General features: G+C 37.0%; 20 protein-coding genes. 18 read left to right on the top strand and 2 right to left on the bottom strand.

Annotated elements, in window-relative coordinates:
• Positions 1-117 precede the first annotated feature (117 nt).
• Positions 118-381: a hypothetical protein gene (locus MM236_RS10275; RefSeq protein WP_241274892.1), complete on the bottom strand. Its 264-nt coding sequence runs from the start codon at positions 379-381 to the stop codon at positions 118-120.
• 176 nt (positions 382-557) lie between these two features.
• Here MM236_RS10275 and MM236_RS10270 point away from each other — a divergent pair, with 176 nt between their 5' ends.
• From MM236_RS10270 to MM236_RS10205, 14 genes are all read left to right on the top strand, one after another.
• The gene (locus tag MM236_RS10270; RefSeq protein WP_241274891.1) at positions 558-3,503 is read left to right on the top strand and encodes an FAD-binding and (Fe-S)-binding domain-containing protein; all 2,946 of its coding nucleotides are present in this window, start codon (positions 558-560) and stop codon (positions 3,501-3,503) included.
• A gap of 339 nt (positions 3,504-3,842) precedes the next feature.
• A complete protein-coding gene (locus MM236_RS10265) occupies positions 3,843-4,811 on the top strand; it encodes a LuxR C-terminal-related transcriptional regulator (protein ID WP_241274890.1) in 969 nt (322 codons plus the stop codon).
• Between the two features lie 318 nt (positions 4,812-5,129).
• Entirely contained in the window at positions 5,130-5,564 is a 435-nt protein-coding gene (locus tag MM236_RS10260; protein WP_241274889.1) for a curlin repeat-containing protein, read from the top strand.
• Positions 5,565-5,667: 103 nt separating this feature from the next.
• Positions 5,668-6,765 carry a hypothetical protein gene (locus MM236_RS10255; RefSeq protein ID WP_241274888.1) on the top strand — a complete coding sequence of 366 codons (1,098 nt, stop codon included), beginning with the start codon at positions 5,668-5,670 and terminating at the stop codon, positions 6,763-6,765.
• Between the two features lie 110 nt (positions 6,766-6,875).
• A complete protein-coding gene (locus MM236_RS10250; protein WP_241274887.1) occupies positions 6,876-7,952 on the top strand; it encodes a hypothetical protein in 1,077 nt (358 codons plus the stop codon).
• 97 nt (positions 7,953-8,049) lie between these two features.
• Positions 8,050-9,090: a hypothetical protein gene (locus MM236_RS10245; RefSeq protein ID WP_241274886.1), complete on the top strand. Its 1,041-nt coding sequence runs from the start codon at positions 8,050-8,052 to the stop codon at positions 9,088-9,090.
• A 92-nt stretch (positions 9,091-9,182) separates the two neighbouring features.
• The gene (locus MM236_RS10240; RefSeq protein WP_241274885.1) at positions 9,183-10,238 is read left to right on the top strand and encodes a hypothetical protein; all 1,056 of its coding nucleotides are present in this window, start codon (positions 9,183-9,185) and stop codon (positions 10,236-10,238) included.
• Between the two features lie 86 nt (positions 10,239-10,324).
• Positions 10,325-10,987 (top strand): hypothetical protein, encoded by a 663-nt coding sequence (locus tag MM236_RS10235; RefSeq protein WP_241274884.1) that lies wholly within the window; start codon positions 10,325-10,327, stop codon positions 10,985-10,987.
• A 61-nt stretch (positions 10,988-11,048) separates the two neighbouring features.
• A complete protein-coding gene (locus tag MM236_RS10230; protein ID WP_241274883.1) occupies positions 11,049-11,615 on the top strand; it encodes a CsgE family curli-type amyloid fiber assembly protein in 567 nt (188 codons plus the stop codon).
• 12 nt (positions 11,616-11,627) lie between these two features.
• Positions 11,628-12,050: a curli production assembly/transport component CsgF gene (locus MM236_RS10225; RefSeq protein ID WP_241274882.1), complete on the top strand. Its 423-nt coding sequence runs from the start codon at positions 11,628-11,630 to the stop codon at positions 12,048-12,050.
• A gap of 44 nt (positions 12,051-12,094) precedes the next feature.
• Positions 12,095-13,459 carry a CsgG/HfaB family protein gene (locus tag MM236_RS10220; RefSeq protein ID WP_241274881.1) on the top strand — a complete coding sequence of 455 codons (1,365 nt, stop codon included), beginning with the start codon at positions 12,095-12,097 and terminating at the stop codon, positions 13,457-13,459.
• Positions 13,459-14,094 (top strand): carboxypeptidase regulatory-like domain-containing protein, encoded by a 636-nt coding sequence (locus tag MM236_RS10215; RefSeq protein ID WP_241274880.1) that lies wholly within the window; start codon positions 13,459-13,461, stop codon positions 14,092-14,094. Before MM236_RS10220 ends, MM236_RS10215 begins: the two co-directional genes overlap by 1 nt.
• A gap of 135 nt (positions 14,095-14,229) precedes the next feature.
• A complete protein-coding gene (locus MM236_RS10210; protein ID WP_241274879.1) occupies positions 14,230-17,451 on the top strand; it encodes a UvrD-helicase domain-containing protein in 3,222 nt (1,073 codons plus the stop codon).
• Positions 17,444-20,302, top strand: a complete 2,859-nt coding sequence (locus MM236_RS10205) for a PD-(D/E)XK nuclease family protein (protein WP_241274878.1) — start codon at positions 17,444-17,446, stop codon at positions 20,300-20,302. The genes MM236_RS10210 and MM236_RS10205 overlap by 8 nt, the downstream gene beginning before the upstream one ends.
• A 700-nt stretch (positions 20,303-21,002) precedes the next feature.
• Here the strand turns inward: MM236_RS10205 and MM236_RS10200 are convergent.
• Complete coding sequence (locus MM236_RS10200) at positions 21,003-22,385, bottom strand: TIGR00341 family protein (RefSeq protein WP_241274877.1); 1,383 nt, start codon at positions 22,383-22,385, stop codon at positions 21,003-21,005.
• A 563-nt stretch (positions 22,386-22,948) separates the two neighbouring features.
• Between MM236_RS10200 and MM236_RS10195 the strand changes: the two genes are divergently transcribed.
• Genes MM236_RS10195 through MM236_RS10180 form a run of 4 tightly spaced genes read left to right on the top strand, consistent with a single transcriptional unit; the run spans position 22,949 to position 25,891 of the window.
• Entirely contained in the window at positions 22,949-23,317 is a 369-nt protein-coding gene (locus MM236_RS10195; RefSeq protein WP_241274876.1) for a response regulator, read from the top strand.
• 54 nt (positions 23,318-23,371) lie between these two features.
• The gene (locus MM236_RS10190; RefSeq protein WP_241274875.1) at positions 23,372-24,169 is read left to right on the top strand and encodes an MlaE family ABC transporter permease; all 798 of its coding nucleotides are present in this window, start codon (positions 23,372-23,374) and stop codon (positions 24,167-24,169) included.
• Positions 24,162-24,923, top strand: a complete 762-nt coding sequence (locus MM236_RS10185; protein ID WP_241274874.1) for an ABC transporter ATP-binding protein — start codon at positions 24,162-24,164, stop codon at positions 24,921-24,923. The genes MM236_RS10190 and MM236_RS10185 overlap by 8 nt, the downstream gene beginning before the upstream one ends.
• On the top strand, positions 24,923-25,891 hold the full coding sequence (locus MM236_RS10180) for an MlaD family protein (protein ID WP_241274873.1): 969 nt from the start codon (positions 24,923-24,925) through the stop codon (positions 25,889-25,891). The genes MM236_RS10185 and MM236_RS10180 overlap by 1 nt, the downstream gene beginning before the upstream one ends.
• The last annotated feature ends 72 nt before the right edge of the window (positions 25,892-25,963 follow it).

Raw genomic sequence — 25,963 nt, 5'->3', positions numbered from 1 at the left:
AATTGCTGTTGACAATGGGCTGTTGTCTTCGCCATGGTTCATAAGTTGTTGATGCGTGTCTGCAATAAAAAATGCCTCTTGATACCCAAATTGCAACATTGCGGACACTTGGTGTTTTTAAAATCCCACCATCAAGATATAGAAGAATAGACCAATGAGAAAAGTCAAGCCGACATATATTGATACGGTGAGTCTTTCTCCTTCAGATTTTCTATCAAATCTTTCTTCGATCAATTCGGTATAATTGCTGGGATTTCTATTTTGGAAATCACTTTTATTTTGATTGTAAGGATTATCTGACATTTTAGTTCTTCCACTTCTAATGTTTCTATTGTTTTTTGTGGAATTGATCATGTCTAATCCTGATGTTCCTCCTGCCATGATTATTTTGGGTTTCGAAACATCAATTTACTGAATCATTTTGAGAATTTCAAATTGAACAAATTATGTAAGGTTGAATTGGGAAAATAAACAGATGTTTTCTGCAAGGTAAGTTTTGGTAAATTTTCTTTACTTGATATAGAGAATGCAAACTAGCTATTCCTTATTTTTGAGGCATGTCTATTACAAAGCCTAACCTATTGCCAAAATTGCAAAATCTTGCCACTCAAATTGCGGGTGAGCTAAAATTTGATACGCTTACTAAAACCCTCTATGCCACTGATGCATCTGTTTACAGAGAGATTCCATTGGCAGTTGCTTTTCCAAAGACAGAGGATGATATCAAAAAGTTGATCCATTTTGCAAAGGATAATCAAACTTCTTTGATTCCTAGAACGGCAGGGACTTCCCTTGCGGGGCAGTGTGTAGGAAATGGAATCGTCGTAGATGTATCAAAGCATTTTACAAAAATCCTTGAATTCAACAAGGAAGAAAAATGGGTTCGAGTGCAGCCAGGAGTGGTGAGAGACGAGTTGAACCGCTTTTTGAAACCCCATGGGTTGTTTTTTAGCCCAATCACATCTACTGCAAACCGTGCGATGATAGGTGGGATGGTTGGGAATAATTCCTCTGGTACTACTTCCATTGTCTATGGAACTACTAGAGAGAAAGTGATTTCATTGAATACGATCCTAAGTGATGGCAATCCTGCTGTATTTGAAGAACTTGATAAAGCTGCTTTTGATCAAAAATGTGCTTTGGACACACTTGAGGGAAAGCTATACAAGCAATTGAAAGAAGAGCTTTCAGAAGTCAAAAATCAAAATAACATAAGAGAAAACTTCCCGAAGAAATCTATTCATAGGAGAAACACTGGATATGCGGTAGATTATCTGTTGGAGTCGGATGTTTTCACTGAAGGAGGAGAGAAATTTAATTTTTGTAAGCTGCTAGCAGGCTCAGAAGGGACTTTGGCTTTTACTACTGAAATAAAAATCTCTCTAGATCCGCTTCCTGACCCGATAGAAGTGGTAGTTGCGGCACATTTTATATCGATTCATGAAAGCATGAAAGCTGCTCAGGTAGCGATGAAGCATCCTGCCACTGCTGTGGAATTGATGGATAAGATTATTTTGGATTGTACCAAGGAAAGTATTGAGTATAGCAAAAACCGCTACTTTGTAGAGGGAGATCCAATGGCCTTGTTGATGGTGGAATTTACTGGAAAGACTGAGGAAGAAGCTAGATACAAAGCAGAAAAACTGATTCAAGATCTCAAAAAAGATGGTTTGGGATATGCTTATCCTGTAATAGAACCCAGTATGACCAAATCAGCTTGGGCTTTGAGAAGTGCTGGGCTTGGCTTATTGGCGAATATTCCGGGAGATGCAAAGGCGGTCGCTTGCATAGAAGATACAGCCGTGGATATTGAGGACTTGGCTGATTATATAGATGAATTTGACAAAATGATGGAGGCTTATGGGCAGCAGCCTGTTCACTATGCACATGCTGGTGCAGGAGAGATCCACTTACGTCCGATTTTGGATTTGAAGAAGAAATCAGGTCAAGAAGCGTTTTATAACATTTCACTGGATGTTGCTAAACTGGTGAAAAAATACAATGGATCCCTTAGTGGGGAACATGGAGATGGAAGGGTGAGGGCTCCATTTATACCTATCATGGTCGGAGAGGAGAATTACCAACTTTTCAGAAGAATCAAATACACTTGGGACGAAAACAATATTTTCAATCCAGGTAAAATCGTGGATACAGCTCCGATGAACACCTCTTTGAGGTACGAAGCTGAGATGGTGACACCAGTTCAGAATACATTGCTGGATTTTAGCCAATCAGGAGGGATTCTAAGATTGGCAGAAAAATGCAACGGTTCGGGTGATTGTCGCAAACTTCCCGAATCAGGAGGTACGATGTGTCCGAGCTACCAAGCTACCCGAAATGAAAGAGATACCACTCGCGGTAGGGCAAATACCTTGAGGGAATTTTTGACTATGGACAAAAAAGAGAATGCATTCGATCATCCTGAAATCAAGGAGGCACTTGACCTTTGTCTTTCTTGCAAAGGCTGTACAGCAGAATGTCCTTCCAATGTGGACATGGCTTCCATGAAAGCTGAATTTCAGTACCAATACCACAAGACACATGGAGTACCATTGCGTTCCAAAGCTTTCGCAAATATCAACAGCTTGAATGAATTAGGATCGAAGTTTTCAACTTTGGCTAACTTTGGATTGTCCAATTCACTGACAAGTGGTATGATGAAGTCTGTATTGGGAGTAGCCAAAAAGAGAAATCTTCCTGCTATTTCGGGCATGAGTTTGAGAAAATGGTACAATAAGAATTACCATTCACTTCCTACAAATAGAAAGAAAATCAAAGCATTGTATTTGTTTATAGATGAATTTACAAATTTCAATGATACAGAAATTGGAATCACTGCGATCAAATTACTTCATAAGTTAGGTTACGAAGTGAAAGTGGTAGAGCATGATGAAAGTGGAAGGTCAGCATTATCCAAAGGATTGTTGGAAAAGGCCAGAAAACATGCGGATACGAATGTCAAAGTTTTCCAAGATATCGTTGATGGAAATACGCCTTTGGTGGGAATAGAGCCATCTGCTATTTTGAGTTTTAGGGATGAATATCCAAAGCTGGTTAGTGAAAATCTTGTAGAGGCAGCAAAAAAATTGAAATTTCACACCTTGTTGATAGATGAATTTATCGGAAGGGAAATTGCAAATGGAAATATCACAGCAGATATTTTTACAAAAGAGACCAAGCAAATCAAACTTCATGGGCACTGTCATCAGAAAGCATTGTCTTCTCTTTCTTGGACTCAAAGGATGTTGTCTTTGCCTGAAAACTACCAGGTGGAAGTTATACCTTCAGGCTGTTGTGGAATGGCTGGATCTTTTGGTTACGAAGCAGAACATTATGATGTCAGTATGAAAATAGGGGAAATGGTGCTTTTTCCGGCAGTAAGAAATGCTACTTCAGAGACTTTGATAGCTGCACCTGGAACTTCATGCAGACACCAAATCATGGACGGGACAAAGAGACATGCAAAACATCCTGTGGAAATACTCTGGGAGGCTTTTGTTTAGGCAACTAAAAAAAGCAAATCTCGTTGAGTAACCTTTTTGAAATGGGAAAAATATAGTTTGACAAAGTAAATTAAGGGATAAGAATATGAAAGAACTTCAATGTTTAGTATTTGGACTAATTTTTATTTAATGTTTACCTGATTTTTTTTAGCAAGTTTTGATTTTTCAAGATGAAATCCTTTCTTAATTATGTATTTTATTTAATAGTTATAAAATTCATATATTTAGTTTGATAAATCAAATAACTTGTGTTTTTTTTACTTATTAATTTGTTTTTTAAATACATAAAAATGTATATTGTGAGATAATTCGCAGAGTGTATCAAATTGTTTAATAGAAATGAATAGATTTAACACAACGATTTTATTGATAGGTTTAGGGGAAAATCAATCAAAAGTTTTAGGCGGTTTTTTAGAGTCAAAAGGTTTTTTGGTCTATTCAGCATCCAATGAAAGAAATGCTGAATTAATCATTAATCAGGAAATCGTCCATCTAGTAGTTTGCAACCAAGTCTTGGAAAGTGAAAACTCGATTTCATTTTTCTTAAAGATTAAGCCATTGCTGAAGTTGAAAAACATACCGTTTTTTTTCTTGGTAAATGAATTTAACAAAGACGATATTTTGGTTTCACTGGAATTGGGGGTTAGTAATTTTATTTTTGCCCCATTCAGTTATGAATCGATTTTGAGTAAAATCCAAAATGAGTTTGATAAAAAGGCAAGTGCCAACTTTAGTTTAAATCCCGATTTTGATTCCTATTTCAATGAAAATACCATTCCGCTGATTTTTATCCATAAGGAAAAGGTGAAATTGTTAAACCCTGTATTTTTCAATGTTTTGGGCGAAGTTTCTGAGCAATTTTATGATCAAAAGCTGAAGGATGTTTTCGATATCAATGGTACAGAAAACAATTCTTTTAGGTTTAAGCGTTTTGAATCATCCCTTACGAAATATTGTAAACTAAAACATGTTAAAGTATTGAAGGGGAAGGAACTGTACTTTGACCTCTTTTTGCTGAAGGATGACAACAAAGACATTATCGTGCAAGCGACAATTTCAACGAACACTTGTAAAGTAGTACATATAAATTCCCGAATAGATGGAGCTCCAGTCAACTTAGACAAACTTGCAAATGCAAAGCTTACCAAAAGGGAAAAGCAAATATTCAATTTATCTGCTTCTGGACTTCCTATTAAAATCATTGCTCAGGAATTGAAGCTTTCTGCAAGGACTATTGAAAAACATAGATCTAATATCATGGAGAAAGTAGGAGCAAAAAACATGATTGAAGCGATAAGGAACTTGTAAATGTTGAAATCCTATAAATTTTTGGCTTCTCTACATTTGATATTTGAGAATAAATTGAAGTAAAATCAGTATTTACTATTTGATACTTTCATCTAACTCCTCAGGGTTATCGCCTCTTTATCGAGGAAATAATACTGTGGTTTTTTTTATAAATAAGTGAATTTTTTCTTTTCAAAAACATACGTGATTACACGTAATTTTTAAAATATAAAATGCGGAAAATACGTATTTTTTAGCTGGTGATGAATACCTAATTTTGTTCAGTTACAATTTGAAATACATAAATTGTGTTTCAAAAAACAAAAATAAGTATTTATCATGTTGAAGTTTTTAATATTTATGATGATCGTGTTTAGCACAGGAATAACCAGTAAAGTATATGCCCAAGAATCTAATTCTGAAGATATTAAGGCCTATGCTGATAGTGTGAGAAATGCTCATTTGGAACGTGCTGAATTGCTGAAAAAGGAGATAAAAGAAAAACAAGCTGCTTACAGAGCGGCTATGAAAGCAGCAAATAGTACAGGAAACACAGTGGTCATCAACAACAAGTTTTACACCTCCAAAGACTCACTTCAAATTGATACTCATGAGGGTGTCAAAGTGAAATCCATGGGAGAAGGCAATAAAATCATTATCGATAATAATGGAGAAAAGAGTACGGTCATCGTCACCCAAAGTGGCAATGGAAATAGCGCATCAGTAAGTCAAAGTACCACTAAACCTAAAAAAGCAAATCAAGAAAATCCTTGAAACAAAACTCGAGGTGAAACCAATTTTACCACCAAAATTTCAATTAATCAATTCAGTAAAAAAAAACACAACCTAATCTTTTAAACACAAAAATTAAAGAATCATGAAAAAAACAAGTCTATTTATCGCAGCCCTTTTTGCAACATCGTTTGCAATGGCGCAGAACAATGCTAAGACAGAGCAAGAAGGAAATAACAATGTATCAAGTACTGAACAAACAGGAAACAATACTGCAATCACAATTCAATCAACTGGTGCCACAGCAGTGGTAAATCCATCGAATGTTTCAAGCATTACTCAACAAGGAAGTAATAGTGCTCGTGTAGACCAAGACCTTAGAAGTAATTTTCCAAATGGGGCTGGACATTTTGTTGAAGTTGATCAAAATGGTGCAGGTAACGATGTTTTTGTGAAACAAGAGCAAAGAGGAGCATCTGCTACTATTGAACAATTAGGTGATGGTAACTATGCGGGCTTAACACAAGCAGGTCCAAATGATGCAGGTGTATCTGGTGGAATGCAAGCTGGTATTCGTCAGATCGGTGATAATAACCTTTTGAGCACTGTAAATGGTGATGGAGTTATCGGAAATAGTACTCAAAGAGCTTATATGCAAAACGGGACTAGCATGGCTGGTGATAAGAGTTTTCTTCAAGTTGATCAACTAGGTGATAATAACGACGCAGGCGTTTATTTAATGGGTCGTACTGATGCTTCAATTTATCAAGATGGTGATTTCAATAGTGCATCTATCAACTCACAAAGTCAAGCTGGAGGTCTTATAAATATAGCTTCTATATCACAAGAAGGTGGTGGAAACACAGCAAGAATAGATCAAGGTCCAAGAGGAAGTTCATTATTATCTGGAAACGACAATGGGGCAACTATTAATCAAGAAGGAGATGATAATACTGCAACTTTAAGTCAATTTGGAGAAGGAAATAGAGGGATTATTACCCAAGAAAGCATGTTAAACAATGCTTCACTAGATCAAACTGGAATTGATAATGAAGCATCAATCACTCAAGATGGAATTGGCAATACTGCAACATTTACTCAGCTTGGCAATTTAAACGAAGGTTCAATTCTTCAAATTGGTAATTCTAACACAGGAACTATTCTTCAAACTGGTAATGGTCATATAGGATCTATTTCTCAAAATGGAATGGGTAATTCTGCAATCGTAACACAAAATCCATAATTAAAATTTCAATAATTAAACAGGAAGTGTAGTTAGCTACACTTCCTGTTTAATCAATTACAAATTATCAAACAATTAAAACTTAGGGAATAAATATAAATCTAAAGGTTATGAAAAAAACTACATTAATTTTTGCGGCTTTGTTCGCATCATCTTTTGCCATGGCGCAAAATACTGCCACCACCACTCAGTCAGGTGAAGGAAATGGATCAGTTACTACACAATCAGGTATAAATCAGGCTGCTTCTGTAAATCAGCTAGGCAATTCCAACAATGCTGATGTGGATCAGTTTTCAAACAACACAGGAGCGCAAACCTCAACTGTAATCCAAGGTGGTAATGGAAACAGTGCAGACGTCGTGATGAGACAAACCGGAAGTGGTGGAATTAGTCCTGGAAATGTTGCTTTTGTTCAACAACTTGGTAATGATAATTCTGTAACCCAAACTTTGAATGCCGGAGGTTTTAATGCTGGTCAAAATGCAACAGCTTACCAAGACGGTACTGGAAATTCTTTGACCCAAACCATGTTCAGTGGCTATACCCAATCGATGTTCGCAGATCAAAAAGGAACTGAAAATACAGGTTCTCAAGAAATAACTGGAGGTGGTCATAATCATGCTATCCTAAGACAGGATGGTATAGAAAACAGCTCAATGCAACAACTGTTTGGTACAAATCAAGGCTCAGGAGCTTCTGATGTTTTGGTTGATCAAAAAGGAAGTTTCAACATCGCTTCTCAAGAATTTCGCGGTGGTGGTTTTTCTCAAAGAAATAATGGTGAAATCTATCAGGATGGTGCAGATAACATTGCATCCCAATACGCAAATGGAACTTTCTTAGATCTACAAATTAGCCAAACAGGTGAATTTAACCAATCTAACATCATTTCTGAAGGAACAAGAAATACAGGTATCATCACACAAGATGGAAACAACAACTTAGCTGATCTGACTCAAGGTGGGAGTGATAATAAAAGTGAATTTCTACAAGATGGAAATGACAATGTTATCCGAGGCCTGAATGTAGGTGATCCAGTTTTGCAACTTGATAATGGTTTGACTGCTATTGTTTCCCAATATGGAAATGACAACACTGCTATCTTATCTCAAACTGGAGATCTTCACACAGCGACTATTGTACAACAAGGAAACATGAATACTGCAACAGTTATTCAAAACAATTAATAAGATGATTGTTCCATAGGAAGTGTAGTTAACTACACTTCCTATTTTTCTACAATAAACAATTCAAACTTAGGGAATAAATATAAATCTAAAGGTTATGAAAAAACTAATTTTAATAATGCCAGTGTTTTTCATAGCATCTATTGCTTTGGCCCAAAATACAGCAACAACTTCACAGAATGGGAATGGCAATGATGCCAATATTTCCCAAACTGGAAATAATTCAGCTACAATAACCCAAATAGAGAATAACAATCTTGCATCGATTCAGCAAATTGGTGAAAACGCCTCTATCGTTTCACAAACTTCAAATGGCGGTAACAACACGGCAACTGTAACTCAAAATGGCTTTGGTAATGAAGCATTCCTAAGTCAAATTGGAAATGGGAGCGGTGCCAACACAACGCAAACCCAGTTAGGTGATAACAATACTACATCTGCCACAACTGGCGACAATAACGTGACAGTTCAGTATCAGGAAGGAAATGACAACAACATTTTCTTAGGACAAGGTTTGATTCAAAACTCAACAGTAAGTCAAACCCAGATAGGGAATGATAACAACGCGTCGATATCAGTTGCTGGACCAGGTACTAGATCCATTGCTGTAAGTCAAATTCAGGTTGGTGATAACAACAATTCTGAAATTTTGAACATAAGAGGAAATGGTGGCCCTGTGTGGATTGATCAATTTGGTCATGACAACAATGCAGTAGTTGCTTACACTTCCAATGCGCAAAGAAATGAATTCCAACTTACACAAGATGGAAATGAAAATGAATTGTTGGTAAATTTTCAAGGTGCAAAAGATGGTTTTGTGATGGCTCACCAATTGGGTGAGTTTAATGCTGGAACATTTGTGCAAATAGGAGATGAACATATAGCCAAGCTCAATCAAGCCGGAGATTACAATGAAGCTTCATTCACCCAAAGTGGCTTGGGTAATGAAGGAAGAATTACTCAAAATGGTGACTATAATGTGGCTTCTATGGTCGCAAACGGTACGGCAAACATAGGTACAATCCTTCAATCAGGGAATGGAAATGTAGCTACAATGATCCAAAATGGCAGTGGAAATATGGCTACAATCACACAAACAGGAGGAATGAACGTAGCAATAACAACACAAGGGAATTGATTTTAATTGCTCAAAAGAAGTGTAGGGTTCTGCACTTCTTTTTTCTATGCTATTCATATTCACAAAAGTATTTGACAACTAATCTTAATAAAATGAAAAAAACAAGTTTAATTTTCGCAGCACTTTTTGCAACAACCTTTGCAATGGCGCAAAATACTGCCACAACCACACAAAATGGGAATGGCAATAATTCTGAAACTACCCAATCTGGTAGCAATAATGCTTCCACAGAGCAAGTAGGGAATGGCAACGAAGCTTTGCAGTCCCAATCAGGTAACAATCAAGCATCTATTCTTTCTGTAGGTGATGAAAATCAAGCAAACCAATTCCAAACAGGAACTGGCAATCAAGCATCAATCAGCCAAGTAGGTTTGCCTTCTAGAACTGATGTTTCCAATAATAATTTTGCAACTCAAATTCAAGATGGTCAAGGAAATAACGCTTCGATTTCTCAGGAAGATAAAGGAAATGGACTTGCGTTTCAAGAACAGCTCGGTGATAACAATAGTGCTTCGATCTTCATGAGAAACCCTTGGGGTGCTTCTGAGCCAGGGAACTCTAGCGTTCAATTGCAAGATGGGGATAGAAATAGAGCTTCTGTTAGTATCTTTAATGGAGCAGAGAATAGTAGTTCCCAATTCCAAGAAGGTGATGATAACTGGTCTTTGGTAAATCAGACCGGTGGAGGAAATTCCGCTACTCATGGTCAATTTGGTTTAGATAACTATGCTTTCTCAGCCCAAACAAATGGTGGAAGTACAGTTTCTATTTCCCAAGAAGGAGATGAAAACATTGCAACCACCACTCAGGATGGTACTGGTAATTTTGCCAGTGTTTCACAAACTGGAGATGGTAACAATACTGGTTTAGTTCCTTATTGGAATGAAGCTGATAGAGGTGTTATTCAAACTGGAAATGATAACATCGCATCTTTATCTCAAGGAGGAAATGAAAATAACCATCTGATAAGACAAACTGGCGATGATAACCTTGCATTAGTTTTTGTGACTGGTGATTCAAATATAGGATTGATTTTACAAACTGGAAATGGTAATGACGCATTATTGAATCAAACTGGAAGCGCAAATAATGCTACTATGATTCAGAATGGCAATATGAATGTTGCGAGTATTTCACAAGGCAACTAGTCATTTGGACGAGAAGGGATTATAAAATCTCTTCTCGTTTTTATTTGTAAAATAAAGCATGTATATTGATTTAAAAATAATGTTTTATGAGGATTTTCTTATACGTTTCCTTTCTTGCTTTAAGCTTTTTGGCGGTTAGTCCAATTTGTGCCCAAGTTCTTGAAGATGAGAGAATCCAAGAGTTGGCTACTGTAAGGGTTATTCAGCCAAATGTTGGTGTTCAAGAAAATGTGTCAGTGATACAGCAAGTAGGAGGGCAAAATTCAGCTACTATTTTTCAAATACCTCAAGACATACAAGCGGGTAATTTCGCTCAAATAATGCAAAATGGAAATCTTAACACGAGTGTTTTAAGACAATTCGGTTATAATTTGAACACCGTTTCGATTCAAACAGGAAATAACAATCAAGGAACAATCAGATCAGTTGGTGAGAACATAAATATTTCAACCACGCAAAGAGGAAATGAAAATTCAATTACTGCAGATGTAGAAAATTTGGGGATTTTCACACGTACAGTGCTTTTGGAGCAGTCTGGAAATCGAAATGAAATTAACTTAGATTTTTTGAATGGAAGTACGTTAGGTTCTTCCAACGAATCAGTAAGGATCTCCCAAAGAGGCAATCAGCAACAATTGAACCTCAGCCTTGATAATGCTGCTGGTCCTGTTGAGATTTCTCAAACTCCAGGTATTGACGGTCAGGGAATGCAGGTCAATGTGGTGACTTCAGTATTTCCCCAAAAATAATTATAAAAAAAATCATATTTTTTGTACAAAAAGAATTACTATTGGATTAAAATATACTACAGTGTTAAAGGTGTTGTTTACTTGTTTGCTAATTTCTGTCTTAGGCTTCAGCTATGCCCAAGTCAAAAACACTGTGTCTGCTGACCCCAAAGTTGATTCTACTACCGTACTTCAACATGTGTCAGATACGACTAAAGTCATCAAAGAGGCGCCAGAAGCTTTAAAAGAATTATTTGAAAAGATTGTGGAGGAAGAAACAGAAAAGGCTGAGCGTCAGAAAAACAAAATTGAATACAGTTTAGAAATAGATGGTCTAATTATCGATCAGACAAAAACAAAAAGTGGCAGGGAGTTTTATGAATATTTTTTCAGTGTTTGGGAAGCTCCAGAGAATGCTAAGAACTTCACAATTTTTATCGAAGAAAAGCCTTTTAGATTGAATACCACCCTTATCGAAATATTAATAAATGAAACAATAGTCTTCCAATCATTATTACAGCCTAGAGGTGACTTTGTAGAGAATCTTGCAATCGAATCTATAGGAAGGACTCAAATGTATTTGGCAAATTACGAAGAGCTACTCAAACAATTGGGTGGTTCTGACATGGTTGGAACTGGAATATTTTAAACCTAAAATAATATGAAAAAATTATTACTTCTATCTTTCTTTCTAGCTTTTGGGCTAACAGAATCTTTTTCTCAGCAATTTGTATATACACCAAGAAATCCAGCATTTGGAGGGAATACTTTTAATTACCAATGGATGTTGAGTTCTGCTCAAGCTCAAGATACCAATAGAGACCCGAATACTGTAGCCAGAGATCAGCTTGGAGCCAGTAGAGACCCTCTCCAAGAATTTTCGGAAAGTCTAAATAGACAGATCTTGAGTAGATTATCAAGGGAGTTGGTTCTTGGACAATTTGGAGATTCTGGTATAGAAGAAGGGTCTTATATACTTGGGGATTTTCAGATTGATATCACTGATGGTGGTGCAGGTCTGAATATTTCTATTGTTGATACCAAAACAGGAGCTACTACAGTCATTGAGGTACCTTTTAATTGAGGTTTACAATTTAATAATAAAGTATGTTTAAAAATTGCAAGGTTTTGGTAAATCTATTATTTGCCATTACTGTTTTTGCCTCTGGTTGCTCTCCATTTTATTATCAGCCATTTGGAAATAGAGACGCCAGGTTAGGGCCAGAAACGCCCATGAAATCTGAAATGCTTGGCTTGCCACAGCCAAAAGAGCCCATTGTCGCTGCAGTATATAAGTTTAGGGATCAGACAGGACAATATAAAGAGTCCAATGTAGGAGCAAGTTGGTCTACTGCTGTCACTCAGGGAGCAACGAATATACTGATCAGGGCTTTGGAAGAATCTGGCTGGTTTGTACCTATAGAAAGGGAGAACATTGGCAACCTTATCAATGAAAGGAAAATCATCAGCTCCAGTAGAGCTCAATACGAACAAAATGCGAATGTAGTGTTACCTCCTTTACTTTTCGCAGGCATCTTATTGGAAGGTGGAATAGTATCCTACGAATCTAATGTCTATACTGGCGGTGCAGGGGTAAGGTATTTCGGAGCAGATGCATCAGCACAATATAGAGAAGACAGGGTAAGTATCTATCTTCGTGCGATTTCTACCAGCAATGGAAAAATCCTAAAATCTGTATACACCACCAAATCAGTCCTTTCTCAAGAAGTCACTTCGGGTTTTTTCAGGTTTGTAAAATTCAAAAGACTTTTGGAGGCTGAAACTGGCTATACTTACAACGAACCAAGAGAGATGGCTATCAATGAAGCTGTAGAAAAAGCTGTACATAGCATGATTATCGAAGGTTTGCTCGAAAATCTGTGGACTTCTGCAGACTCTTCTGGCATTGAACACCCCGCTGTCAAAGATTATATCCTTGAAAAAGAAAACAATACACAAATTGATTATATAGGTAGGCTAAACAAGTCTAACCATAGGTCTTCCTTCTACCTATCAGCTTCCGGATCTGGACAAACATACATTGGGGATTATGCTTCCGGTATGCTTCAGCCAGGATTTGCTTCAAATATTGGTTTTGGAATTTCGCCTTCAGTATTCATAGATCTTGGTTTTGGTTCGCAACAGTTGCGTGTGCAGGATGTCTTCCAAAAAAGTGAATTGTTTGCTGACCTCGGGTTGCTTTATATTGCTAATCCAACAGGTAAGCTATCACCTTTTCTCAAAATTGGAGGAGGGACTTACCTTAATTGGGAGGATCAAGTGGGTGTTTCAACTCAAAAGTTTTTACCATTTATAAATTATGAATTAGGTGTCGAATACATCATCTCTCCAAATGTGGCGATTGTAGGCAAAGGTTTTATAAATCAATTGCTGAACGATAGAATTGATGGTGTAGAAGCAGGTTCCTTCAATGACAACATAGTCGGTGCCAAGCTTGGGTTGAAATTTTACATTGGAAAAAAAATACAGTAATGAATAAGTTTAATATTTTCACTTTATTGATAGTTCTTTTTGTATGCGTGTCATGCGAAGAAGAGCAATTTGGAATAGATAAATTTGGATCTATTTCTGGCGTGGTCGTAGATGGAGAAACCTACGAACCCATGCCTGGCGTTTTGATATCAACGGCACCTGCCAGTACAACAATCCTAACAGACTCTACTGGAAGTTTTTCTTTCGATAAAGTTAGGGAGGGAGATATCAATGTCACAGCTAGAAGGAAAGATTTCTTAACCCAAAGTGTAAATGTTGCTGTTTTCCCAAGTGAAAATACTACATCCACTTTTTTTATGCTCAAAGATGAAAGGAATATCGGAAATGTTCTGATGTTTGACCCGGTTCCTGGCAATGGGGCTGTCAACCAACCATTATCCCAGACTTTCACTTGGAACCTTGAACAACAAAACAGAAATATTGATCTGACATTCAGTGTTTTCCTATTCGAATCAAATTCATCCTCCCAAATTACAGTTGGTGACAATTTAAGCCAAAGGCAAGTTGTTGTTTCTGATTTGAGACCAAATACAACGTATTTCTGGTATGTGGTAGCTCGGGCTGATGGTAGAAATGTAGGAAATAGCCCTACTTGGTCTTTTAGAACACAATAATACAATTGACCCTTGGTCAGTCCTTAACAAACTCTCTATACCAAATAGTATAGAGAGTTTTTTTGTGACAATTTTTGTCAATCTGTTTTTTATCCACTCAATTTCTCTTTGTTTTGCCTAACTTGATTTTCGATTATGGAACGCAAACCTTTTATCATTTATAAATCCTCCGCTGGCTCTGGTAAGACCTACACACTTACCATGGAATACCTCAAGCTGGCGCTCAAATTCCCGGAAAATTTCAAATCTATTTTGGCAGTGACTTTTACAAACAAAGCCACGCAAGAAATGAAGGAAAGGATCATCAAAGATCTTAAGCGACTCAAAGAAGTGGTGAAGCCTCAAGAAAAAATGGATTCTGAAATCATGCTCGCACTTGATCTTTCTGCTGAGCAACTGAAACTACGAGCAGCACAAACCTTGACGGCAATTTTGCATGACTACAGCAGGTTTTCTGTAAGTACGATTGATAGCTTTTTCCAGAAAGTAGTACGAGCATTTGCCAGAGAAATGGATCTAAATGCAAAATTCGAAGTCGAACTTGATCAAGATGCAGTATTGGATAGGGTGGTGGACAAAGTAATGTTACAAGTGATGGAGGATGAGTTCCTGCACAAATGGCTCGTGGATTATGCGGTAGAACAGATTCAAAATGGAAAGTCTTGGGATGTAAGGAAAAATATCAAGGATCTTGGACGTCAGATTTTTCAAGAAGATTTCAAAAAATATGCACCAGAGATCAGAGAATTTTTGAAAGACAAAAAGAACATTGCTGAACTTCAAAAATTCATTAACCAAAGGAAAAAAGAAATCATTGATATTGCTCTCGAACTGAAAAACCAAGCCAATCAGATCCGAATAGCAAATGGTTTGGAATGGGTAGAGTTTGCAGGGTCTTCAAGATCTTTTTCACTGAAGTTTGATCAACTTGGAGATAAAAATAACCCTATTCCAAGTTTGACTGATAATCAACACCTTTTGGTACATGATGAAGCTGGATGGTTTGCCAAAACCAGTAAAAAGAAGGATGCAATTATCGCCGCTTTCCACCAAGGGTTGGGGCAGATTTTAGGACAGTTTGTTCCTCTTGAAATCAAATGGAATACTTTGGAAGCAATTGGCAAGAATGTTTATGTTTTTGGGATTTTCAGAAATATGCTCGAAGAACTTACCCTTCTCAAAGACGAAGAGAACATGTTGCTGATTTCTGATGCCAATGAATTCCTAAAGGAAATCACAAGGGAAAATGAAGCCCCATTTATCTATGAAAAAGTAGGTAATCAGTTCAAACATTATCTGATAGATGAATTTCAAGATACTTCTGGTTTTCAGTGGGCGAGTTTCAAGCCACTTTTGGAAAATTCACTGGCTCAGGGTCAGACTAATTTACTGGTAGGAGATGTCAAGCAGTCGATTTATCGCTGGAGAGGAGGGGAGATGAAGTTACTCTTGCAGCAAGTGGAGGATGAAATCGGAGAGAAAAATGTAGATAACCAAGTTCTTGATACCAATTTCAGAAGCCTTCCAAATATCATCAATTTCAACAATGCTTTGTTTAAGGTAATTCCAAAAGCCTTTGAAGCAACTATCAGTTCTAGGTATGGGGCTGAAGACGTATCAATAATATCAAAGGCTTATCAGGACGTTTTTCAAAATGTTTCCCAGAGAAAAGCTACTTCTGATTTCAAGGGAAAAGTTCAGATTTCTTTCTTGGAAGAAGAGGATGAACTTGAAGAAGATGGTAAATTTGATGCTTTGGCATTGGCTAAACTCCCTGAAATGGTCATGGATTTGCAAGACAAGGGATATGATTTGCAAGACATAGCTTTTTTGGTCAGGAGAAAAGCTGAAGGGGAAGCGATTGCCGATACATTGATGCAGTATGGTGCAGCGAATGAAAATCCAGATTACAGCTTCGATGTTTTGTCGGATGAAAGTATGTTTCTGTTTAAATCTGCCTCAGTCAAAGCTCTCGAAGCAGGATTGAAGTATTTGCATCAGCCAGATGACCAAGTACAATTCAAAACCATGTGGTACTATCGCTCCATCTTGGTGGATGCGAAGATAGATCATGAGCTATTTGCTTTGGATAGAGTTCCGCTAGCACTTCAGGAAAAAGTAGCTGAGTTTGAAAAAAAGGAAGTTTTACTCCTGCAATTGCCCTTAATGGAAGCGCTTGAAGAATTGATTGCTATTCTTGACTTACAGGAAATTGGACAAGAAAAAGCTTATATATCTGGATTCAAAGAAGCGATATATGACTTCACTTCCAACAATAGAGCTGATTTGTCTGGCTTTTTGGAGTGGTGGGAAGAAAACAGATCGAAGCGCACAGTCAAAATTCCCGAAGGGCACAATGCTATGCGGATTCTGACGATCCACAAATCCAAAGGTTTGCAGTTTAAGGTAGTCATCATGCCATTTTTGAAGTGGGATATTTTTGACCTCAAAAAATCAAATGTTGTTTGGTCACCTTTTGAAGACAGAGAAAAAGGTATTGCAGCTATCATCCCTTTGACATTGAATGCTACATTGGCAAAGTCGGACTTTCATGAAACCTACTCTGAGGAAGCTATCTTAGCCTACATGGACAGCTTAAATATGATCTATGTTGCATTGACTCGTGCAGAAGAGGTTTTTTTAGGAATCGCACCTTTTACGAAAAAAATCAACAGTTTGAATAATGTTCAAGTTCAGCTACAGCAATTGTTGTCATCTTCAATCGATAAAGATGGAAAATTAAGTCTGTCTGAATATTTTGATAATGAAAGTAAAGTTTTTGAGATTGGAAATTGGCCTGTAGCTACTCAGAAAGAGCCCAAAGAGATCAAAACGCCAAATCTGAGATGGGCTTATCAGAATTGGACACAATTGCTAGAAGTCAAAAAATATGCTGTTGATTTTTCCCTTGAAGGTATGGAGCAACGCAAAAAGCGGAATTTTGGACTGATGGTCCATGAAATCTTAGAGATTTCAAAAAGCAAAGATGAAGCGCTGGTCAATCTATCCGCATTTTATTTTGATGGCAGATTGACAGAAGAGGAAAAAAAGGAGGTTGAATTGCAATTGGAAGGATTGTTTTCCAATAGCCTATTTGCTTCTTGGTTTGATACTGAAGGCTTACTGCTTGCAGAGCAAGGGATCCTACTTCCTGGTGGGAGACAAAAAAGACCTGATAGGATTATTGTTGGGGAAAATCAATGCATGGTTGTAGATTTTAAGACTGGGGAAGCTTACAAAAAGCACCAAACACAAGTTAGAGAATATATGGAGTTAGTGAATAAGTTGAGTGGTAAGCCTGCAAAAGGTTATCTATGCTATTTGGAAACTGGAGAAATAGAGGAAGTTTATGCATAGTTTTTTAAGAAATACAGCCGCACAGATTCTTGAAGAGCATGCGAACCTTCAAGATTTGGTCATTATCCTGCCGAATAGAAGGGCAGGTCTGTTCTTCACTCAACATCTTGGAAATCTAATTCAAGAAGCTACTTGGATGCCAGAGATAAAGACGATTGAAGATATATTTTATCAACATGCCGGTCAGAGACCTGCTGATGATTTGACATTGATTTTTGAACTATACAAAGTTTATCAGACTGTTCATTCAGAACCTGAGCCTTTCGATAAGTTTTATTTTTGGGGAGAAATGATGCTGAAGGATTTCAATGATGTAGATCAGTTTATGGCAGAAGCAAAGAAGCTTTACCATCATCTTTCTGAGATTAAAGAAATTGAATCAGATTTAAGTTTTTTGACTGAAAGTCAAATAAAGTTGATAAAACAGTTTTGGTCATCCTTTCATCAGCAGGACAGAAGCCATCAGGAAAAGTTCCTCAAGTTTTGGCAGCTATTGAATCCTATATATGAAGCATTTCAAGCATCTTTGGAAGTTTCTGGAATGGCCTATTCAGGAAAGCTCTATAGAAAAGTTGCGGAAAGTTTAGATAAAATCCCTCAGCCCGATAAAAAATACATTTTTATTGGATTCAATGCTTTCACAGCCACGGAGGAGAAACTTATCAAGCATTTTATTACATCTTTTGGAGCAGAGATCTTTTGGGACGTTGATGCTTATTATCTCAATGATAAGAACCAAGAAGCTGGCTTGTTTTTTAGAGATTATCAGAAAGATTTGGTTTTTGGTCCAACTTTTCCAGAAACAATTTCAGAGACAATTCAGTCCAGAAAGGCAAATGTCCAGATTTACGCTACTCCACTAAAAACAAACCAAGCAAATTTGGTAGGCTCGATTTTGGAAAAAGTATCAGGCGAAGAGTCTTGGGAAGAGACTGTAGTGATTCTTCCTGATGAACAAATGCTTTTTCCGATTTTGCATACTTTGCCTACAAACATTGACAAAGTCAATGTCACAATGGGTTATCCTGTAAAAAATGCTCCTGTTTATGCGTTTTTGGAGGCTATTCTGGAAATGCAACGTTTTACCAAGATGGAAGATGGGAAGGTTCTATTTTACCACAAGCCAGTCAAGGACTTGCTCTCTTCAATCTATCTAAAATCAGCGAATCCTTTACATACTGCCCTTTTGCTCCAAGATATTCAGGAAAAAAATCAAATATATATCAGTCAAGAAGACCTTCATGGAGGAGGTGAATTTTTCAAACTCATTTTCCAAAAACTGAGTTCCGATAAGCTTTTTGCTTACGTTTCGACTTTGATAGAAGAATTGGCCAATGGTCTGGAAGATGAACCTTTGCAAAGATCTTATTTGTATCAGTGCTTTAAACAATTGAATAGGCTGAAAGCCATTTTTGAGCATGAAAACTCCATCCAAGTCGAGCTTGAGTTTTTTATCAGACTCTTCAGACAGGTATTTCGCGAAGTTAAGCTGCCTTTCGAAGGTGAGCCACTTCAAGGTTTACAGCTGATGGGGGTTTTGGAATCTAGAAACTTGGATTTTAAGCGGGTCATCATCTGTAATATGAATGAGGATAGTTTTCCTCCATCCGCGGGCTTGAACTCAATGATTCCTTTCAATATCCGCAGGGCTTTTGGTCTGCCTGTTCAAGAGCAGAATGACGCCATTTATGCTTATACTTTTTACAGATTACTGCACAGCGCAGAAGAAGTGCATATGATCTATACCACAGCCTCGGATCAGGGAAAAGCAGGGGAAAAGAGTCGGTATATCCAACAAATGATGGTCGAAATGGGATTATCCATTGAAGAAGAAGTTATCTATGTTCCCATAGATCTCAAAAATACTGAAGCGATTAACATTGATAAAAATGAAGATGTCATGAAGCTTTTGGACAGGTATGTTATACAACCTGACGGAAAATCTGGGACTTCCTTTTCCCCTTCAGCACTGAGTGTTTATTTGGATTGTAGGTTGAAGTTTTACCTTCAATACCTGGCAGGTATCCAAGAAAAGGATGAAGTGAAAGAGGAAATAGATGCCATGGTTTTCGGGAATTTGGCACATTACAGCATGGAGTTTCTTTATAAGGGATTTCAGGAAAGAAAAAACCGTGATATACTGGAAAAGGAAGATTTCAAAGAGTTGAAGGAAAAGTGGATTTTTCCGGCCATTGAATTGGGGGTAAGGAAGTTTTATCACCTTGAAGAGAATGCAGACACCAAGCTAAGTGGTCAAATGGCCATTGTAAGGGATGTTCTACAAAAATATTTGTCCAGACTTTTGGAGATAGACGAAGCATCGGCTCCTATCAGGATCGTTTCTATGGAAGCATCCCACAAAGCCAAGTTTGAGATCAATGGTTCGAATGGTTCTATGGCTATATCCCTCAAGGGATTGATAGATAGAGTTGATGAGAATAATGGAGTCATCAGATTAATTGACTATAAGTCAGGTGCTGATAAAAAGGATTTTAGAAGTATAGAAAGCCTTTTCGATAGAGATGACAAAAACAGAAACAAAGCTGCGATGCAAACTTTGTACTATGGATTGCTCTTTCAGGCAGTTCATCCAGAGAATACTTTATCCTTGAAACCTGCAATTTTCAATTTCAAGGAGATTTTTCAGGATGATTTCAATCCTTATTTGCAAGAGAAGGAGCCAAGAAAAGCAGGAATTGAGGTAAATGATTATCGGGATTATAAAGCTGCGTATGAAGATGGTTTGAAAACTTTGTTGGAAGAGTTATTTAACCCAGAGATTCCTTTTTCACAGACGGACAACCTTGATAAATGTAAATATTGCCCATACATTGGGATTTGTGGCCGTTAAGATTATTTGGGACTTCCTAAGCGCAGTTGGATAGAACGCTAGTGATACACGTTTGGTGGATTAGATAATGGTGGAATAGGGATTAGTTATTGCTCGAAAAGGGATTAGTTGATTAGGGGATTGGTGAAATAGTGAACTCGATCTTGTCACATCGACTTTGGGAGATGTCTCGAAGTGTTAAATTTAGGAGAAACATTTGATTAGGGGATTATTCGAAAAGGGATTAGTTGGTTAGGGGATTAGTAGGATTCGATCATACATAAAGATAATTTTCAAATAAGAAATCAGTGCTACGCCCCTTATTGGTAGTTATTTACTTTCTTGGTTCATTGTAGGACATGACACTAGTATCCATGTCGCGTCTTGATTTTTATTGACACTTTATTTATAGATTTCTCTTTATTCTCTTTAGCTATTCAATTGCCCCGTCAGGGCAAAAGTGAATCAGACATTTACCATTGCATTGGGTTTCAACCCAATGTTAGTGTCAGTTGCCCTTACAGGGCATATTCTCATTTCTTTGTCAGGATATGACACTTAAATGTCTCTCATAACACACTACAATCTACACTCTACACTCTACCCTCTAAAATCTACCCTCAAAAATCCACAATCCACAATCTACAATCCACAATCTAAAATCTACCCTCTACAATCTAAGATCTACCCTCTACAATCTAAAATCTACAAACCCTTCCATCTACTGAATAATCAAAGAAACCGTATCTGCTTTGGTTCGGATTTTTAACCAATCCTGAAACCGAATTATTTCTTGGTTATTTGGTCTCTGACGGAACTTGGCATAAGCCATCAGAACTGTGTCTTGTTTGTTTTGTGTGATGTCTGCTACTACAGCTCTGTTTAAGGAGAAGCTTTCAAGTCCTGAATGGTTGATTTTAGCTTCTTTTGCGAGGTCCATTACCTGTTTGCTTGATTCTGCATATTGAGAAAGCTCGTTTTCCAAAAATGAGATTTTTTGATCTTTGTTTTGGATCAGCAATTCATTTCTTTCATAAAGATCTTTCAGAATATCCGATCTCAACATGTTTAAATCAGTTCCTCCATCACCACTTTGTTTGATTTTGAGATGTGTTTTGTCAAGACTGAAGACTTTAAGTTTATTTTGAAGTCTTTGGATTTCATCATCATCAATTCGTTCGCCTATCAGAGAAATTTCAATTCCGCTGCTATCAGAGCTATATACTAGGTTGCTAGCGATGACTTGGGTTCTTGGGAAGTCCATTTCTGTTTTGATGAATTCTTTGGCACTTCTTTCCCAAAATGTTCTTGTAACAATATTATAGGCCAGATATACACTGGGGATTACTGTAAGAAGTGTGAAAATCGTGATATATCGTTTTACAGTTTGTTCCCGTTTTGGGTCTAAAAATTCCTTTTTTGGGAAATTCATAAACCTTACGATCAAGTAAGTCGAAAGACTTATGAATACAGAATTGATGAAAAAGAGATAGAATGCACCGAAAAAGTAATACAGATTTCCAGTTGCCAAACCATATCCGGCAGTACAGAGTGGAGGCATCAAAGCAGTTGCTATGGCTACACCTGGGATAGCGTTACTTTTTTCTTTTCTAGAACCAGCTACAATACCTGCAAGTCCACCGAATAGGGCTATCAAAACATCCCAAATACTAGGCTCTGTTCTGGCCAACAATTCCGACTGGGCTTCATCCAGAGGTGTGAATGAAAAGTACAAAGTACTTGTCAAAATACTTATCAAAACTGCAATGCCAAGATTTTTTAAGGAGCGCTGAAGCAGCTCGAAATCGTTGATTCCTGCTGCCATTCCGATCCCCATAATAGGTCCCATTAGGGGAGAGATTAACATGGCGCCGATGATTACTGCAGTAGAATTTACATTCAATCCTACGGAGGCAACAAAGATTGCAAATATCAAAATCCAAAGATTAGCACCTTTGAATTCTATGTTTTTCTTAACATAATCTATGGTCTCCAATTCATCTTCTTTTCCTTCATGAAGATCAAATCTATCCTTAAAAAAAAGTAAAGCCATAAGGATATTTTTCCTTATACCCACTGGTTCGTTTTCCTTTTGTTGGTTCATGTTACATACTAATTAAAGGGGGAAAGATAGAGAATTTTTTATAACTACTTTAATAAAAATCTCTGTTTTTGAGCTAACCCAATAGAGGGATTCTTTCAAAAATAAAGGGGAGGGGAAGCTTAAAATGGTAAATGGAAAGAAAGAAGTTCAGAGGCAGCTACGACTAATTAAGGCTTTTTTTTATGTTTTTTTGATGAAATTTTTCAAAGTTTTCTAAAAAAATACAAGGAAAGGAGAAGTTTTTCAAATCTTTGGAATCTATATTAAGACAATTTGTTTTTACATTTTTACTATTAATCTAAACTTCAATAAAAAATATGTAAAATCTTGATATAAAATTACATATAAGATATTTAGTCATGACTAAATATGTCTTGACTAAATAAATTAGTCTTATCTAAAAATGTTTTTTAACTCAGAATTGCTTCAACATTAGATAAAATCTTACTTTTGCTCAGTCAGTTTTTGTTTTGCTCAGAACATCTTTGAAAAATGATTTTCCGTAGTTTGATAAGATCGGATTGGAAATTAATAAGAACCAAATCAATGTTTAGTTTCGGTTTATGAAGAAAGTGATAAATAAAATAGTTTTTGTTGACGATGATAAAATCCAACACATGATCAACAAAAAAAACATGACCAGAATAAGACCCGATTTGGAGCTGGTATTTTTCGATGATCCATTTTCGGCATTAAATTGGCTTACTTCCGAAACAGCGGATTTGCTTTTATTGGATATCAATATGCCAGAGATGAGTGGATGGGAGTTTTTGGAAATTTTAAATCAAAAAGAAATTAAAATAGACGTGAACATGTTAAGCTCTTCTATGGATCCAGAAGATTTGGCAAGGAGTCACGAATTCGATTTGGTCACTGGCTTTTTGATCAAGCCACTGAGCACAGAGGTTATGGAGGATTTGCTGAAAAGTTAGATCGTCATTAATCATTAAAATTGATTACTTTAGCGCTATATATATTTAATTCTTATGTCAGAAATAACTGCAAGAAATGAACCTGTCATCTCAAAAAAAATTGATAAGTTTTTCATCGGTTTGGCGAATGCTTTCAAGTTTGTAAAGAGGTTTTTTCAGGAAGTTTGGTTTCCACCTTATGAGTTCAAAGAGATTCTTAGACAATGTTACGAGATCGGATACAGGTCACTTCCCTTGATTTCGTTGACAGGCTTTATAGTAGGGATAGTCTTCACTAACCAGTCCAGGCCATCTTTGGCTGAATTTGGGGCGGCTTCATGGCTTCCATCTTTGATTTCTATTGCCATTATTAGAGCAATGGGTCCCTTGGTTACAGCTTTGATTGCAGCTGGAAAGGTGGGATCAAGTATAGGTGCTGAGATCGGCTCTATGAAAGTCACCGAGCAAATTGACGCTATGGAGGTATCTGCAATCAATCCATTCAAGTATTTGGTAGTGACAAGAACGATCGCTACTACGCTGATGATTCCGATTCTGGTTTTGTATACAGATTTTGTCGCATTGATGGGATCATTTATCAATGTCAACCAAAATGAATTGGTGAGTTTATCAACATTCTTTGTCCAAGTGTTTGAGGCAGTTTCGTTTTTGGATGTTTTCTCTTCATTGATCAAATCGCTTGTGTTCGGATTTACAATCGGAATAGTTGGTTGTTACAAAGGATACAATTCTTCAAATGGAACTGAAGGTGTTGGAAAAGCTGCTAATGCTTCTGTTGTTATGTCAATGTTTTTGATCTTTATCGAAGAATTGTTGGCGCTTCAAATTGTAAATGCGATCCGATATGCATAGTGATGAACAAAAAAAGGTTGTAGAAATCAGAGGATTGAAGAAATCCTTTGATGAAAACCATGTACTGAGGGGAGTAGATCTTGATCTGTATAAGAGTGAAAACCTTGTCGTTTTGGGAAAATCTGGTTCCGGTAAGTCAGTTTTGATCAAATTGATGGTTGGCTTGTTGAAGCAGGATGAGGGTGAAATCAACATTTTGGGTAGAAACACCCATAAACTTCCCCTAAAAGAGCTGAATAAGTTAAGGCTGAAGATAGGTTTTGCTTTTCAGGCGTCTGCGCTTTATGATAGTATGACGGTTAGGGAAAACCTAGAATTTCCTCTTACAAGAAACGTAAAAAATCTCACTAGAAAAGAGATCAATGCAAAAGTAGAGGGGTTATTGGATTCTGTAGGATTACCAAAAACAATCAATCAAATGCCATCTGAGCTTTCAGGAGGTCAGAAAAAAAGGATAGGTATTGCTAGGACATTGATATTAGAACCGGAAATCATGCTTTATGATGAACCGACCGCTGGTCTTGACCCTACCACTTGTATTGATATCAATAACCTGATCAATCAGGTGAGAGAAGAATACAACACCTCTTCGATTGTGATTACCCATGACTTGACTTGTGCAAAAGTCACAGGTGATAGAATGGCAGTCTTGATAGAAGGGCAATTTGAATCAATAGGAACCTTTGACGAAGTATTTACAAATGCTTCAGACCCAAAAATTAAATCATTTTACGACTATAATTTCATTCAATAATGAGAAACGATAATAAAAAATCTGTCCTAGTTGGGGTGTTCGTGTTAATTGGTATCGCGATCATGGTTGCTGGTATTTTGACCTTAGGTGGGCAACAAAAGAGATTTGTCAAAAGTATCAGCCTCAAGGCTGTATTTGACGATGTAGCAGGTTTACAGACTGGAAACAATGTTTGGTTTTCGGGTGTGAAAATAGGTACCGTCAAGAAAATCAATTTCTATGGGGATTCTCAAGTGGAAATTGAAATGAATGTCGAGGATAAGTCCAAAGAATATATCCGCAAAGATTCCAAAGCTACTATCAGCTCGGATGGATTGATAGGTAACAAAATCATTGTAATCTACGGAGGTACTACTCAAGCGCCTGTAGTGGATAATGGAGATAGGTTGATTTCAGAAATGCCGCTTGATACGGATAAGATGATGGAAACACTTCAAGAAAACAACAATAACCTTGTTTCAATCACCAATGACTTAAAAATCCTTACTGGAAAAATTGCAGAAGGCGAAGGTATCATTGGTGCAGTTTTGACGGATAGCACGCTTGCTATCAATTTTAGGAATATTTTACTAAACTTGGAAAGCACTTCTGTGAAAAGCAATAGAATGCTAGCTGATATGACTACTTTCTCCGCAAATCTCAACAAAGAAGGCACGCTATTCAACGATCTCGCTACAGACAAGGAATTATATAGCAAACTCCAAAGTGCTGTTACAGACCTTCAGGGTACTGCTGAAAATGCACAGAAAATGACAGACAACTTAAATACTGTCACGAATAAATTAAACAGTTCTGATAATGCATTGGGTACTTTGCTCAACGATGCTGAGTTTAACAATACTTTGAAAAGCACATTTGTTAATCTTGATAGCTCTTCGATGAACCTAAATAGGGGATTGGAAGCTTTGGAATATACTTGGCCATTCAGAAGAGGATTCAAAAGAATGAACAAAGCAGAAGGAAATTAATTTCACTTTAACACTTCACAAGAAAAAAGCCTCCCATACCAAGGAGGCTTTTTTTATGAAATAACCTATACC

It is taken from the genome of Belliella calami, from assembly GCF_022549695.1.
GTDB lineage: Bacteria > Bacteroidota > Bacteroidia > Cytophagales > Cyclobacteriaceae > Belliella > Belliella calami.
Note: the sequence above shows the minus strand (reverse complement) of the source record. Positions and strands in the feature narration are given on the sequence as shown.